Below are 15,332 nucleotides of genomic sequence, written 5' to 3'. Positions count from 1 at the left end.
CCTCGCCGCTTCGCGGCTCGGAGTTCAGACAGTCCTCGCGCTTTATCGGAAATCCCGGCCTACGCTAAACGTGGCCTGAATGGATGCCGCCCCGCTGGGGGCCGACGCGCTCAGGCGCTGCAAGTGGAAGGGGGGTCAGAGACGGTCTCCGTCCCCCTCCAGAAAGCTCAGCATCTGTTCTCGTACCTTGAGCCATGCGGCCACGCCGAGTGAATCCGGCCCGATGATCAGGTGGTTCAGTACGTTGGCGGCATCGTCGCTTTTTTCTACGTTCACATACTGCCAGCGCGTCAGATTATTATTTGCGATAAAGCCCCGGATGCGATTGTCGGATACAAGTTCATCGCGTGAGTGCATAAACAGCAGCACAGGCATATTCAGTGATTGATCTACAGAGTCATTGAATCGGTCAATGCCTTCGTACAAGGCCAGATATGCAGATACCGGTGCAAAATCATTCGCCCGGTAACCGTCGGGTGAAGTGCTGGGCAGCACGACTTCAGGAAATGCCTGTAATGGATAAAGTAAATAGGAGGACCAGCGTAGACTGATGGCCGGCGCGAAAAGGACCATTCGGTCTATCACTACAGAGTCGTTTGCAGCAAAGTGCAGCTGGTAATCGGCACTGAGCAGACCACCCAGTGAGAATCCCACCAGGTACAACGGCAACCCTGCCTCATTGGCATAGGCGCTGGCCTCCAGCACCGCGTTACGCACGTCGTTCTGCCACACCGAAAAGTCGGCCTCACCAAGTTGCACCAGACGCCCCTGTTGGTCCAGTTCGTCGGCATGACCGCTGAGGGATACGCCAAGAACATCAATATTGGCAGAGCTAAGTGCGTCCGCAATATCATCCATCGCATCAGGCAAAAGATTAAGACCGTGCACCAGTACCGCCACTGCTTTGGGCTGATCCGTTGTTATCCACTCATAGGTGTAGCTATCCGACTCCAGCGCCGCCAACTGCTCTGCAGTCAACTGCTGCCGGTCAATCGAAGCCGGATAGCCCGCGCAGCCACTTACCAGCAGCAGCAATGCGACGAACCACCGGACTACGCCTGTTTTGCGTGGCGATAATCCATCCATAACAGAAATTGCAGTCCAAATATGAGAGAAGCGCTCAGCAAATGTGTGGGCTGCACCAGCGCCGGCATGCCCAGATGACCAAGGGTAGCTCCGGACAACACAGCCAGCCCGACAACCACCAACAAACCAATAGCCAGACGGGTCAGGCTATGCTGCAGCCCCAGTGAGCGAAACAGCATCCAAACCAGCCAGGCATTGGCAATCAGAACCACTGCGGAGAAGGAGCGATGCACATAAAATACCCAGGGCAAGGCCGATACCCAAGCTGAACGTTCCGCACCTTCAGTATGGTTCAGGTAGTCAACCATCTCACGAACCTGGGTACCCATGGTAATCTGCAGGATAGTCATGATAATTACTGCATACAACAGGGGTTGAAAATGAGAATTTAATCCCGCTATCGATTTGCCTGCCATAATGCCGCGACGCGATCTTGCCAGAGCGAATAACAAGACCCCCACAATTGCCAGGGCCATCAACATATGCAGTGTAATCATCCCTGGTTGCAGATTGGATGCCACCACCCGTGAGCCCAACCAACCCTGATATATCACCATTAGCAGGGCAGCAACCGAAGCGATTGAGATCCAGCGATCATGCTGCCGCAATCCCAGTGACTTGAGTGCGGTGGTCAGAATCAGCAAACCGATTGTGACGCCTACCAGACGATTGACGTACTCTGTCCAGGTCTTAACGGGATTAAAACGTGTTTCCGCATAACCACGGTCCGCATATATTTCCTGATAGTTCGCCGGCAGTTGCGCTTCACTGGTCGGCGGTATCCAGCTGCCAAAGCAGGTCGGCCAATCCGGGCATCCCATTCCCGCGCCGGAAGCTCGCACAGACGCCCCCACCAGAATCAGAAAGTACACCGCACAAATCGTTATTACAGCAAGCCGGCGCCAGGACTTCAGGGCAGCCGTATCAGCAATCAGGCCAGAATCAGTCATCGTCTCTAGTGATCTCAAATAAAGAAATAGTCAGGAAGGTGTCAGGCGACACCTGATGCGGGCAAGTCTTGTTTGTTCCCGATTTTACTCCCCTTGCGGCTGGCTGGCAAAGGACTGTTGGCCCTTTGATGACCGCCAGACTGAGGGTGTGACTCCGTGAATATCCTTAAAAGCCTTATTAAATGATGAAAGAGAAAGATAACCAACATCCAGAGCAATGCTGGATATTGGGATATGCTCCTCTGCCGGATCAAGTAACCGTATGGCGGCCTCTTCGATCCGGTAATGATTCAGAAATTGATTAAAATTCCGATAATGCATGGTCTGGTTGATCAGCCGCCGCAGACGGTATTCCTGCAGCGACACACGCGCCGACAGATCACCGATAGTCAGACCCGCCTCTGCATAGAGTCTTTCTTGTTGCATCGCCTTCAGTACACGATCAATGAGTTGCTGATCCTGTCGACTGATCGTAGCAGGCAGGCCGGCGGCCGGCGCAACCGGGCCAGGTTGCTCAGCCGCCGTCTGTATGAGCTGGGGCGCATCTTTCTGCAATCTGAACATGGCCAGATTAACAAACAGGATGAGCGCAAAAATTACCAGAAAATAGAGGCTGTCCAATTGCGGGTTGCCAATCCAGAAAAACCCGGAGCCGATAATCAAGCCAACAATACTGCCCATACCAATAGCAAAGGGAACCCGAACCTGCCGCCGTGATTCAACCAGGTCACCATCGCGACCCTGATAGGCCATATAGACGACATGACAGGCAAGCAACAGCATGATCAACTGAGGCAGATAAAAATAAAACAGAAAAAACACACTGCCTCTTGGAACTGATCCGTCGTACATCAACAAACCCACTGTCCGTATAGCAATGTAAAACAGTATTAGCCCGCCCATCACGGGATGGATGCGAGCCTGATCCTCAAACAGGTTTCTGGCAATGACCCACAGGACAGCAGGAGCCAGGGTTGCCAGAATTGAAAAAACCGTCCGCAACTCCTGAGGCATGCTGGCTGAGGAACGAGACAATATGTAAGCGGTTATGCAGATACTGAACAGGATAATCAAACGCGACAGCAGTTTGCGCGGGAAATAAACCGCGTACAGGCAGGACAAAAATACCAGTTGAGAAATAGCCAAAAAACTACTGGCAGTGTGAATCCAGGGCATGATCGATAAGCTCTCCGTATGCCCACGGAACAATAAATGAGCACGTTCAACTATGCAAGCGCCATAAAAAAACCCCGGGCAGAGTACTCTGATCCGGGGTTAAAGACCACCTGAAGGCCCGTCGGGTCCCTCAGGTGACCACCACAACATCATTTCATACGTTGTGGTTTGTATTATGGATTAACATTTACTGTGACATATTGGTCATGGAACAGACCGCCGTCATCAGCTCGGGCCCAGAGTATATACTGACCGGGTTTGTCGAAGCTGACCTGGACTTCATAGATACCGTCCTCAGGAATGGCAGGCGGGACCCAGTAAGCTCCCCACGGCGAATTGGCACTGGCGCGGGTATCTTCCCAGGGTTTAACCTGCGGAGGGTAGAATTTGGCATTGCCATCTCCACTGCCTTCCGCACCCCGGTAAACATTCCAGGATAAAAACAGTCCATTGGTTTTACCGACAGTAATACGCGAGGGTGCTCGCATGAAGCGACGAATTTCACTGGTCGCCGTGCGGTTATCCAATCGCGTAAACCCGCCCTGACCCGCCGGGCCTGGGCGTGGCAGGCCATCGTCCTCAACCTGCGCACGCAACACCAAAGGTTCTCCGACCCGGACTGTGCGAACCGTATCTCCTAACACGGTGATGGTGGGAGGCGTGTTGGCCCGCGACTCGGGAGTACTGGTACCAGCCCCCAAAGAACCAGTTTCTGAGGCGATAACCACATTGTCGATAACATAGTCCTTCGCCAGAGTTGCATAGGCTGTCCTTGTCACGCCATTAGCCGTCACTGTCCATGCCAGCTCTTTGTCACCCCAGTCTGCCGGTACCTGCACCTTGAACGTAAACCGGTTACGCCGCGGTAAAAAATGCGTAGGCTGGCCACGGTCCGCTTCACCCGGGGAAAAGCGATTGTTTTCCCCAATTGGTATATCCAGCTTCTCTTCCCAGTTTTCATTATGGTAACCGAAAATAAAATTGTAAGAACCGTCCGGGTTTTGCTCCCAGCCTTCATAGGCCGGCTCAATGTGCTGGCCACGATGGTAGGTCTGAGCCTGCAGGGGCAATGATGCCCCCAGCAGACCAATACTCAGGATAATGGCAGTCAGCGCTGCCACACGTCGTTTTACTGCAAGTAACAACATCAGTTTGCCTCCGACTGGCTGACCATAATGTTTGATCCGGTCAGACCACTACGTTGTTTTTCTTCTTCTGTAAGCGTCAGGTAGTTGATCATGGCCTCAGACATCGTTTCTTTTTCTTCGTCAGTCAGTTCGACAGGCGCGACCAGCGGAGCCAGACACAATGGACAGCCGATCTGATGATCATTTGGTCCCAGACCCAACTTTTGACGGCGATTAGTCATTTCCTCGTAGAACTGATCTTCTGTCAGCGCCACCCGCATGCCCAGATCAATAAACATGTTGGTCACTGAGCGGTTGCCGGAACCCTGCCAGTTACGCGCATCAGGCACGTTCGGGTTGGAGTCGGTATTGTTCATGTAACCAACAATGTGCAGCACTGTGCCTTCGGGCAATAATGGCGCGGAGTCATTTTCAAAGGTATATCCGCGTACCCAGTTGTGGTCGTACCCCACACAGGACAAAGTCTCGACGGTATACCCCCAGATTGCCTCCAGACACATACGCTCACCGGGAGCATGCAGGTGCGGCTCAAACGTCACTATCTTGGTCGGCTGATGCAGCACGGCATAAGCATGCAACTCCTGCTGATCCTTATTGCCGGTAATAGAGATGTCTACTCCGTTGCCCAGACCGATGAATGCTGGTGGGTACTTTGGCTCATAGCCTCTGGGATGGAAGCGAAAACCAATCTCCAGATGACCTGTCGTATCGACGCCCGTTGAGTGCAAATGCACGGAGTTGGACACCAGATAGGAATTCGCGCGCAGCAAGCGACCTGAGTCCTCATCAAAAATATCCGGGTTACGGGCAATTTCGTGCACCGGCCAGGATACCTGTTGACCATCAGATGTGCCGTCTTCATTAAAGACCTGCGTGCTCCAGATCATGTGGTGAACGATGTTACGTGCACCGACCGTGCCACCAGCGGCACTGGTATCCACATCATTAATTTCCCGAATCTCGACCGATTTCACATAACGGTCTTCAGTCAATCCCGTCGGCACTGACGGGATATCACCCCACCAGTCAGGAGCTCCACCCGCCACAAAGATATCTTCGGTACGAATGATCAGATCCGGCTCACCGGCAGTCCACACGGCACCGCTGCCGAAATCCAGCGGCTCCGGGGCATCAGCTATATTGCCCTTTGGCACACCGCCTCGCGCCCATGAAGCCACCTTTTCAAGCTCTTCATCAGTCAGCGAAGGATCCTGCTTGTAGCTCTGAATCCCTACATCCTTTTCTGCATACCACGGAGGCATCGCACCGGCGCGATCACGCAGATGTGTTCTGTACTCAATAAGTCCCGCCCATGGCACCACTTCGTCGTAGGTCACCAGAGACATCGGTGCCACGCCTTCAGGACGGTGACAATTCTGGCAACTGCGCTGCAGAATGGGCTCGATATCTTTATGGAAAGTGACCTCTGAATTGCCTGACTGGGCATGGGCACTTAGCGGGAGGGCCAGTCCGATGACAGCTAACGCGCGTAACGCATAGTCGCCAAAAGGCACGGCCTTGCGGGGGAAATTCAGCATCCTCACAGGACACCTCCTATTTGTTGTTGTTAATATTGACGGAGCTATTGGAGCATGAAAACACACAAGCGTCTTGCTGATTCATAACAATAACTGACGGATTTCAAAAATCCAATGCAATTTGTCAAAAATTCACCAGACGTCGTGATATAAATCGGATATCGTTTTTTACAATAAAACTGACAACATAAGGCGACACGTTTGAAACTTTTTACCGCAATTTCTGGCGCACTGATAATATTTACTGTCAGTTCCATGGCGCATGCGCAACACTATTCGCACACCTATCGCTATACCGGCGATGTGGAAATAGAGCATATTCCTGACCATGATGAGGTGCTGCCTGCACTCCCGGAAAACCTGATACTCAGATTCAGCAATTTTGTCACACTGGTCAAATTAACGGTCAAAACTGCGGATGAAAAATTGGTCAATATCGATTTCCGCTACAACCCGGTAGCCAATCGGGTGTATATCTGGCCACTGCCGACGCTGCCACCTTCCGACTACTATATCGTGGACTGGGGAGTTGTGGATCCGGAGCGAAAGCTGATGCAGGGGCAGTTTCTGTTTTCGGCCGGCCCCGACGCCAAAGTACCGTCAAGCCTGGTGACCGAGGAAGACTTCGAACATATCATGGTTCCGGACTATCGCTTGGTGGATCCGTCAAGTTTTCGTCCGGTTCAATAGGAAAATGACAGGCCACAAAGTGATCTGAATCCTTTGCGCCTGCGTTTACTGCCCTCATCAGCGGTTCCTGCTCAGCGCAGATGGCAGATGCTTTGGGACAACGCGTCCGGAAGCGACATCCCGATGGTGGACTGGCTGGTGAAGGCAACTCTCCCTGTAATAGAGGAATGCTGCCACCGGCATTGTCATGACGACTGTCAATCTCGGGGATGGACGCCAGTAACGCCCGCGTGTAAGGATGAGATGGTCGGCTGTATACTGCATTGGTTTCGCCAATCTCGCACAGTTTACCCAGATACATCACGGCCACCCGGTCGCTGATGTTTTTGACCACCGCCAGATTATGCGCCACAAAAATCATGGTCAATTGGTAGCGCTGCTTCATATCCTCCAACAAATTCAATATCTGCGCCTGCACACTCACATCCAATGCTGACACAGGCTCGTCGCAGATGAGCACCTGCGGATCCAGCGCCAGCGAGCGGGCAATACAGATGCGCTGACACTGACCACCGGAGAACTGGTGCGGCCTGCGGTCACCCGCCGTTTCAGGATCAAGTCCAACAGCCTCCATTACCTCATCAACGCGCGCCGCCTGATCAGCGTGTTTCCAGATTTGCAGCCCTTCAGCAATGATTTCTTTGACCTTGCGCCTGGGATTCAGCGAAGAAATGGGATCCTGAAAGATCATCTGCAAACCAGTACGGGTCTGGCGTAATTGCTCACCCTTAAGCTCAGTGAGATCCTGGTCATCAAACAGGACACGACCACCGACAGGGGGTGGTAGCTGCATGATCGCCCGACCGACTGTCGACTTTCCACAGCCAGACTCTCCGACCAAACCCAGGGTTTCTCCGCGTGCCACATCAAAGCTGACCTCTGATACCGCCTGTATCTGCTTGTCACCGACCTCAAAAGTAACCAGCAGATTTTCCACACGCAGAACTATGTCTTCACGGTCACGCAACTGAGGCAGCTTACTGCAACTCATACCCACACCTCATTTGACTGCATTCCTGTCTGCTCAGATACCGGATAGAAACAGGCAAAGCGATGATTATCAGCCGCCGATGTCACCGGGGGCGTCTCCCGATGACAACGCTGACGAGCATAAGGACAACGGGGTGCAAAAGCACAACCAGGTGAGGGATTGATCAATTGTGGCGGGCGCCCGGAAATCGCCTGCAGACGGGTATGCGGCGGATCACTCAAGCGCGGAACAGATTTCAGCAGGGCCTGGGTGTAGGGATGTTGCATAGCACTGAACAATGTTTGCACCGGCGCATACTCAACAATTCGCCCTGCATACATGACCGCAATGTTATCAGCGCGATTGGCCACCACTCCCAGATCGTGGCTTATCAGAATCATGCCCATTTGCCGCTGCTGCTGCAGACCTGTCAGCAGATCCAGAATCTGTCGCTGTACTGTGACATCCAGGGCCGTGGTCGGCTCATCGGCGATCAGCAAACGCGGATTACAGGCCAGCGCAATTGCAATTACCACACGCTGCCGCATTCCTCCCGACAATTGATGTGGATACTGATTGATCCGGCTGGTCGGGTCAGGTAATCCCACCAAAGACAGCAGTTCAACGGCTCGTTCTGTCGCCTTTGCCCGATTCATTCGCAAATGCTGACGCAAGGGCTCAGTAATCTGAACGCCCAGGGTCAGCACTGGATTCAAAGCGGTCATCGGGTCCTGAAATACCATGGCCATATCACGTCCTCGCATTTCCCGCAGGGTCCGCTCAGACAAGGTCAGTATGTCAGTATTGCCAGCATCTGTTGCCAATAGAATCTGGCCATTTTTTTCGCGGGTCGCCCGGCGTGGCAACAGTCCCATCAATGCCCTGGCCATAACACTTTTGCCGGAACCTGACTCACCCACAACGCCCAGCGTTTGTCCGCGCTGCAGTGAAAATGATACATCCGACACGGCGTGTACCGTGCCAGTTTCTCCGCGCAGGCGAACACTCAGATCTTTGACCTGCAATAGCGAAACATCCGCATTCTCAATCTGTAAACTCACAGATTCGACTCCCTGACTTCAAAGCGGCTGCGCAAGCGGTCACCGACATAGTTCAATGACAGAACCGTCAGAAACATGGTTATCGAGGGCACCAGAGCCACATGCACTGCCGTGGCCAGGTGGCGTTTACCCTCTGAGATCATCCCGCCCCAGGTCGGTTGCGGCGCTTCCACACTCAAGCCCAGAAACGCCAGCGCACTTTCCACAATGATCACCAAGCCCATGGCCACCAGGCCATAGGCGAGCACCGGCAGGATCACATTGGGCAGCACTTCGCGCCACAGAATGCGCAGCGTGCTGGCACCCATTGCCCGCGCCGCCAGCACATACTCACGCTGAACCACGGACAGGGTATTGGCCCGCGCGACCCGCGCGTAAGCCGGTATCCACAATAAACCAATTGCCACAGAGATCGCGGTCAGACTCTGCCCGATAAACGCCACCAGCGCGAGCAACAATACCAGCCAGGGAAACGCCAGAATGACATCCAGCACAGCCATCAATGCCCGCTCAAAATGCCCCCGGAAAAAACCCGCCAGAATTCCCAGCGTGCCTCCGATAACCATGCCGATACTGACGGCCGTCAGAGATATGACAACAGACACTCGGGCACCATGCACCAGCCTGGCCAGCATATCCCTGCCAAGGCCATCTGCACCCAGCCAATTAGTGGTGAGAGGGGGATTCAAACGATTGGCAATAACAGGATCCAATGGGTCACGGACGGGCAGGAAATCAGCAAAAATCGCACAGCACAAGACAATTAACAGCCATGCTGCTGCCAGCCAGAACCCGGCACCGAAGCCACTGCCAAACACCTGTCTGACCGCCACCGAGAAGCTCAGCGCCCGACTGGTGCGCGCTGCAGACCCTCCGGACGATCGCCGTGGTGACAGAGGCTCAGCCGGTACGCGGGGGCTCCTGGAACGATCAACCGGCATGTCTCACCCTCGGATCAAGCAATGAATAACCCAGATCAACCAGGAAATTCACCACGACGTAAGCCGTCGCAATGAATAACACGATACCCTGCACCATCAGCAGATCACGCTGCAGGATTGATTGATAAAGCAAACGGCCAACGCCGGGCAACGCGAATATCTCTTCGATGATAATCGCACCGCTGATCACACCACCTAGCTGCAAACCTACCACCGTCATCAGAGAAAACGACGATGGTCGTAAAGCATGACGGAACATGATCAACCAGTTCGGCAAACCCTTGGACCGCGCCAGTGTGATGTAATCCTGTTGCAGTGTTGTAATCAGATCAGTGCGCAGCAGACGCATATAAAGCGCCAGCTCTATCATGGCCAGGGACAGCGCGGGTAACATGGCGCTTCGCAGATTTCCGGCAGGCGAAACCGAAAACGGTATCCAGCCAGTGGCGGGAAAAATATTCAGGGATACGGCAAAAATAAGAATCAGAAAAATTGCCATCATGAAACTGGGAATGGACATCAGGGCAAAACCCAGGCCACTGATCGCCCGGTCAAAGCGGCTGCCTGCAAAATAGGCGGACATCATGGCCAATGGGACGGCGAGCAGCAAGGCGATAATAATTGCCATCACGCCCAACTGAATCGTCACCGGCAAGCGGCTGAGAATGGCATCGGTCACCGCCTGACCGGTCATGGGAGATCGGCCCAGGTCACCGCTCAGGGCGCTGCCCAGCCAATCGAAGTACCGCACCAGAAGTGGCCGATCCAGCCCCATTTCAGCCCTTAAAGCCGCTACTGCTTCTGGCGACACGCCCCCGGCACCCAGAATCATGACTGCCGGATCACCGGGCAGCAGGCTGACCAGCAAAAAAGTAAAGAATGAGACTGCCAGCAAAGTCCCTGCCAACCATGGCAACTTACGCAGCAGCAATCCGCTCACTCACCAGCCTCCTCTGCTGCGGCACTGACAGCCGCCTGTTCCGCCAGCCAGCTCTCTTCATCGAGCATCCACACCTGCGCCCAGCTTACCTGAGCCACTGGCATGCCGTCGCCAAGACGACCGTCCGGAAAAGTCCAGTCCTTGATATTTCGTACACGGGGCTGGGTGGCGACGGCCGAAGGCGTGGATCCGGTCCAGGTATTGGGTACCTGCTCGGTGAGCAACATCATGACCTCTTCAACGGCAGCCTTGCGCTTGTCGAAATCCGGCTCCGTGCGCAGCACAGTCAACTTTTCATCGATCAAAGGGTGCGTAAAATTGGTGTAGTTCAGCGGCTGAACATCCGGCGGGCCAAAATCGTTGTTCAGAATAATATAGGGATCCTGCTCGTTACTGGTTCGCCAGCAGGTGGTCATATAGTCGCCGCTGATCACGCTCTGAATCTGTGTTGCCTGCTCAACCTGCCGCAGTCGCACATCAAATCCTACCGCATTCCAGAGCGCCTGATACATCTGCGCCAGGTCCACCAGACTCTGCTCCGGCAGGCACATAAGCTCCAGAGCAATTGGCTCGCCTACTGCCAGCCCATCTGAGCGCTGCGGATCATTAATGTACTCACTGACCAGCTCCCTGGCACGTTGCTGATCCTTTTGCGGCCAGGCCGCCGCAACCCTTGGCGAGTACCAGACGCTGTCTTCATTAAAGTACTGCGTCTGCACCGGGGAAATCCCCCGGCCACCCAACACTTCCACAAGCGCTTCCGGATCTACCGCCCAGGCCAGCGCCTGTCTGACCCTGTAATCATCCACCGGCGGGCGGTGGGCGTTAAAGATGGCACTGCCGCTGCTGTTGCCCAATTGCTCGTAGAGATAGATGCCGGACATACGTCGCAAGCGATCAACAATATGCTGGCGAAGTGTCTGCACAACATCCATGTCGCCGGAAATCAGACTGGCTACGCGGGCATCTTCATCTGGCAGCGGCCTGAAGGTGATGGCATCCAGATAAGGCAAACCCTCACGCCAGTAATTATCATTACGCCGCAGTTCCAGCCGGTCATCGCGGCGCCACTCAACCAGTTGAAAGGGGCCTGTGCCAACCGGATACAGCCCGGCTTCTTCGCCGTAACGCTGCACGGCCGTGGGTGATACCGGCCAGCCGACAGCCCGCGTGAGCATATCGGGAAACGGCACCACGCTGCGCGTCAGGAAATAATTAACGGTCAGGTCGTCAACAATCTCCATGCGATCGATATCACGAATCGACCCGAAAGTAACAGACCCTTGCCGTTTGTGCAGATTGTCGAAGTTCCACTTCAGGGCTTCCGCATCCAGCGCAGTTCCGTCGTGAAACTGCACACCTGGCCGCAGCCTGACAGTCCAGACATCAAAGTTTTCATTGGGGGTAACGGATTCTGCCAGATAGGGCTGAAAACGACCTTCATGATCCAGTCGGACAAGCGGATCGAACAAAGCCATGGCCACCGTCAAAGCGGCAGGTGCCACATGATTACCTCGCCCGGGCAGCCAGTTATTGGTTTCGCCTTCCAGCGCAACACGCAGATGGCCGCCATAGACAGGTTGACCAGGATCTGCTGGTGGCGCGTTGTCAACATATCCACCGCCCCCGGGGGAGCAGGCAGACAATAATAAAGTGATGGAAGTCAGACAGAGCAAAACGAAATATCGCGACAAGCTCCATGTCTGCAAATGCCTGAAGGCTGGCCTTTTGCCGGTCAAGCCTGTTAAGTCCGTCACCCGTCCCCCTTGGCAGAGTTATTAAACTGCAGGAATCCAGTGCCAGACGTTATCAGTAAATCTGTGATCGAGACAAGCGCTAAGCGACGAAACGAGTTAGCTGACGATCAGTGCAGTGTTGCACCTGGCGGGCGGATCAGCTGGCTGGCGAAATCAGGGTGAAGCAGATCAGTCTGTTTGACCATTAACAGATCGTGCCTGCTCAGCCGGTCATACTCACCGACTGAAACCACATCAACTTCCTCCAGCAGCACGCAGATAGCATCTTCACCATCTATGTCGACCACCACACAACGTTTAAATCCATCAACCGTGTTGAGTGCCGCGAAACTGCCAATGTCACAGGCATGCGGTGGGTAGCGTCCCACAGAATTTTGCAGAATGCCGTGAGACGAATAAGCTGTGCCGAATCCGGCGGCGGCCACAACATGAATGATTTCTATAATCTCCGGATCGGTCAGATCAACCCTGACAGATTCGGCGACCGGCGCATGCTCGCCCTGCTGTTGACTGGTAACCAGCTTGAGGAAGAGATTCATATCGTCCTGGTTCCACTCCAGGGTTTCTTCGGTCTCTGCCCGCATGCTGTCAGCGGAGAAACTGACCACGCTGGTCTCAATGGTCAGATCGCGGCGTTCCTGTTGCTCATCCTCGGGCTCAAACGGAACCACCATGGACACCATGCAAAATCCATCGCTGGATTCCGGACTGAGGCGCCAAAGAAAAGGGATATTGCTGGAGAGTTCTACCATGATGAGAAAGACCTGCGAGAATCATGTGGACTTACAATAGCATTTGTCTTAATTCAGCACCAGAAAAAAGACAGCTCTGATGCTTCTTATGGTAACTGTATGTGGGCACAACCGTAACAATTCAAGCCAGCATGAGTACGAGACTGAAAATAGTCTGATATTCCGGAAGACGGTTGTCCACAGAATCTGTGGATAAGTCAGTTGATAACTCGAAAAGAACGGCCTTAAACGCCTGAAATATGGCAGCTCAAGACAGATTGGTTATTTTTTAACCAACAAACATATCTATAAATATCAATGTTTTATGTGTTTTTTATAGCATAAAAATGGCTTTGCCATTATTTGACACATTCTGTTGACAGCTTTGACAACGATGTGCATAAAAAAGCAACTTTTTACGGAAAGCTGCAGTTTCGACTGATTTCTATATGATTTTTATTGGAATTTTATTTGTCCTATAATCAGCGTTCTGCTTCTTAATCTGACGGATTAAATCATGGCTCGCTGGCTTGGCATTTTTCTTCTGATTTGCATGCTCGCGACAGCTGGGTTTGCACTGTTCAATTCACTCCGCCATCAGCAACAGAAAACTGTTGCCGACACACTGGTCGTGGACGTCACCAGCACCTCACTGCGGCAATGGGATCCAGCACCGGTAATAGCCAGGACTCATCCGGACTTTTACCTTCAAAACTCAAACGAAGCCTTGATCAATCTGTTTGACGCCCTGCGCAGACTGGGAGATCTATCAGAGCTGAGAGACATTACCTTTGTCCAGGACGAACTTCGATGGTGGCAGTCCGTAACCGGCATGACTATTCATTACACGATGCAGGCGAACTTTGAGCGAGGCAATGCGGAAGTTCGAATCAGCATGATTTTCGATCAGGGTGAGTGGAAGATCGCCAACTACCAGGTACTTTCATCCATTATGGCTGCCTGAACCTGGCCACCAGGATCACGTCCGTCAGTCACGAGATGAACCGTTGAATAAGACGCCGCACCAAGGCAAGACTCAACTTGATAACAACTATCAGGAGAATGCCCCCCAGGGCGGCTCCGACCAATAGCATCAGGCTACCGGCCAAAAAACGCAGCAACTCCGCCTGCGGAATATCATAGGACACGGTCAACGCATAAAGTGATCCCACTGCGATAGCGACTCCGCCCAGCGTCGCCCGGGTCTTCACTGACAATAGTCGACGCCTGGCCATACTCAATTCCGTCCTGCAGACGTTTCAATTGCCTGTCTTAGCTGTTGTATTAATGCATCATTCTGCTCGGGCGTACCAACAGTGATTCGCAATTTGTCGCGCAATCTGGGTTGATCAAAATAACGTACGAGTATGCCCTGCTCTTTCAATTCAAGGTAGAACTCCCGGGCCTGATTTTCAGGATTTTCAGTGGAAGGCACTGTGACCAGCAGAAAATTGCTCTGACTCGGGATTACCGCAAATCCCAAAGCAGAAAGTTGCTCTGTCAGTCGGCTCCGCTCTCGCCGCACCTTTAACCAGGTTTCTGCCGCCTCCTCCCGAGCCGCCAGCGCTGCGGTCGCCAAACGCTGAGACAACAGGTCTGTGTTATAGCTGTCACGAGTCTTGTACAACATAGGTGCCAGTAATGATGCCGACCCGATACCGTAGGCGAAACGCAGCCCCGCTAATGAATAGCCCTTGCTCATTGTCCTTAACAGCAGCACGTTGTCGAACTCCCGGATCAATGGAACCGCATCGTAAGCCTGCTCCGGATCGATAAAATCCACATAAGCTTCATCAATGACCAGCACACCATTGAATGCGGCGGCCAGTGATCGCAAACGCTCAACCGGCAATAGCTGGCCGGTCGGCGCATGAGGATTGACCACAAATGCCAGCTGCGCCCCGGCAGTATTCAATTGTTCTGCAAAATCATCTGGCAATGACCAGTCATCGCGCAGTTCAACACGCGCCACATGGCAGCCCTGAATAGCCGCCAGCACCGGATAGAGTGAGTAACTCGGCTCAGCCATGCCCAGAGTATGCCCGGGTTCGACAAAGGTGGTAATGGCCAATCGCAGCAGTTCGTCTCCACCGTTGGTGGCGATTATGTTATCGCTGCTGACACCATGCGCTCTGGCGGCAACGTCACGAAACGAATCCGCAAACGGCTGTGGGTAACGTCGCAGCTCATCCACCGTCAATGCCGCCAGGGCCTTGCTGACAGAGGGGCCGGCCGGATAAGGGTTTTCGTTGGTATTCAGCTTTATCACCTGCTCGCGACTGGGTTGTTCACCCCAGCTGTAACCTTGCATATCGCGAATATTTTTGCGTTCGTAACTCATTTT

Annotated in this window: 15 protein-coding genes; 2 read left to right on the top strand and 13 right to left on the bottom strand. The window is 53.4% G+C overall.

The features are described 5' to 3' along the window. Nucleotides 1-135 precede the first annotated feature (135 nt). The 5 genes from PS2015_RS05030 to PS2015_RS05010 all read right to left on the bottom strand — a co-directional run bounded on the left by PS2015_RS05030 (nucleotide 136) and on the right by PS2015_RS05010 (nucleotide 5,898). Nucleotides 136-1,086, bottom strand: a complete 951-nt coding sequence (locus PS2015_RS05030) for an alpha/beta hydrolase (protein ID WP_082627968.1) — start codon at nucleotides 1,084-1,086, stop codon at nucleotides 136-138. Continuing rightward, the gene (locus PS2015_RS05025) at nucleotides 1,053-2,036 is read right to left on the bottom strand and encodes a COX15/CtaA family protein (RefSeq protein WP_058021197.1); all 984 of its coding nucleotides are present in this window, start codon (nucleotides 2,034-2,036) and stop codon (nucleotides 1,053-1,055) included. Before PS2015_RS05025 ends, PS2015_RS05030 begins: the two co-directional genes overlap by 34 nt. Nucleotides 2,037-2,120: 84 nt before the next feature. Continuing rightward, nucleotides 2,121-3,212: a helix-turn-helix domain-containing protein gene (locus PS2015_RS05020; protein WP_058021196.1), complete on the bottom strand. Its 1,092-nt coding sequence runs from the start codon at nucleotides 3,210-3,212 to the stop codon at nucleotides 2,121-2,123. A gap of 173 nt (nucleotides 3,213-3,385) precedes the next feature. Continuing rightward, nucleotides 3,386-4,360: a hypothetical protein gene (locus tag PS2015_RS05015; protein WP_058021195.1), complete on the bottom strand. Its 975-nt coding sequence runs from the start codon at nucleotides 4,358-4,360 to the stop codon at nucleotides 3,386-3,388. Then, entirely contained in the window at nucleotides 4,360-5,898 is a 1,539-nt protein-coding gene (locus PS2015_RS05010; protein ID WP_058021194.1) for a c-type cytochrome, read from the bottom strand. Before PS2015_RS05010 ends, PS2015_RS05015 begins: the two co-directional genes overlap by 1 nt. Before the next feature lie 201 nt (nucleotides 5,899-6,099). On the opposite strand from PS2015_RS05010, the gene PS2015_RS05005 reads away from it, so the two are divergent. Beyond that, the gene (locus PS2015_RS05005) at nucleotides 6,100-6,588 is read left to right on the top strand and encodes a copper resistance CopC family protein (protein ID WP_058021193.1); all 489 of its coding nucleotides are present in this window, start codon (nucleotides 6,100-6,102) and stop codon (nucleotides 6,586-6,588) included. On the opposite strand, the gene PS2015_RS05000 is transcribed toward PS2015_RS05005, so the two are convergent. The 6 genes from PS2015_RS05000 to PS2015_RS04975 form a co-directional block, all read right to left on the bottom strand. After that, on the bottom strand, nucleotides 6,533-7,579 hold the full coding sequence (locus tag PS2015_RS05000) for an ABC transporter ATP-binding protein (protein WP_058021192.1): 1,047 nt from the start codon (nucleotides 7,577-7,579) through the stop codon (nucleotides 6,533-6,535). The genes PS2015_RS05005 and PS2015_RS05000 overlap by 56 nt on opposite strands. Then, nucleotides 7,576-8,619, bottom strand: a complete 1,044-nt coding sequence (locus PS2015_RS04995; RefSeq protein WP_237113385.1) for an ABC transporter ATP-binding protein — start codon at nucleotides 8,617-8,619, stop codon at nucleotides 7,576-7,578. Before PS2015_RS04995 ends, PS2015_RS05000 begins: the two co-directional genes overlap by 4 nt. Then, nucleotides 8,616-9,560, bottom strand: a complete 945-nt coding sequence (locus tag PS2015_RS04990; RefSeq protein WP_058021191.1) for an ABC transporter permease — start codon at nucleotides 9,558-9,560, stop codon at nucleotides 8,616-8,618. Before PS2015_RS04990 ends, PS2015_RS04995 begins: the two co-directional genes overlap by 4 nt. Next, nucleotides 9,550-10,500, bottom strand: coding sequence for an ABC transporter permease (locus PS2015_RS04985; protein WP_058021190.1), 951 nt, complete (start codon nucleotides 10,498-10,500; stop codon nucleotides 9,550-9,552). Before PS2015_RS04985 ends, PS2015_RS04990 begins: the two co-directional genes overlap by 11 nt. Further along, nucleotides 10,497-12,146, bottom strand: a complete 1,650-nt coding sequence (locus PS2015_RS04980) for an ABC transporter substrate-binding protein (protein WP_156412662.1) — start codon at nucleotides 12,144-12,146, stop codon at nucleotides 10,497-10,499. Before PS2015_RS04980 ends, PS2015_RS04985 begins: the two co-directional genes overlap by 4 nt. A 218-nt stretch (nucleotides 12,147-12,364) precedes the next feature. Further along, nucleotides 12,365-13,009, bottom strand: coding sequence for a hypothetical protein (locus PS2015_RS04975; RefSeq protein WP_156412661.1), 645 nt, complete (start codon nucleotides 13,007-13,009; stop codon nucleotides 12,365-12,367). Nucleotides 13,010-13,505: 496 nt separating this feature from the next. On the opposite strand from PS2015_RS04975, the gene PS2015_RS04970 reads away from it, so the two are divergent. Beyond that, nucleotides 13,506-13,952, top strand: a complete 447-nt coding sequence (locus tag PS2015_RS04970) for a hypothetical protein (RefSeq protein WP_058021187.1) — start codon at nucleotides 13,506-13,508, stop codon at nucleotides 13,950-13,952. Between the two features lie 28 nt (nucleotides 13,953-13,980). Here PS2015_RS04970 and PS2015_RS04965 read toward each other — a convergent pair whose 3' ends face one another. Continuing rightward, nucleotides 13,981-14,223 carry a hypothetical protein gene (locus PS2015_RS04965; protein ID WP_058021186.1) on the bottom strand — a complete coding sequence of 81 codons (243 nt, stop codon included), beginning with the start codon at nucleotides 14,221-14,223 and terminating at the stop codon, nucleotides 13,981-13,983. Between the two features lie 2 nt (nucleotides 14,224-14,225). Beyond that, nucleotides 14,226-15,329, bottom strand: coding sequence for a histidinol-phosphate transaminase (gene hisC / locus PS2015_RS04960; RefSeq protein WP_058021185.1), 1,104 nt, complete (start codon nucleotides 15,327-15,329; stop codon nucleotides 14,226-14,228). Nucleotides 15,330-15,332: the final 3 nt, after the last annotated feature.

It is taken from the genome of Pseudohongiella spirulinae, from assembly GCF_001444425.1.
Classification (GTDB): Bacteria; Pseudomonadota; Gammaproteobacteria; order Pseudomonadales; family Pseudohongiellaceae; genus Pseudohongiella; species Pseudohongiella spirulinae.
This window is presented reverse-complemented; position numbering and strand designations above follow the sequence as displayed.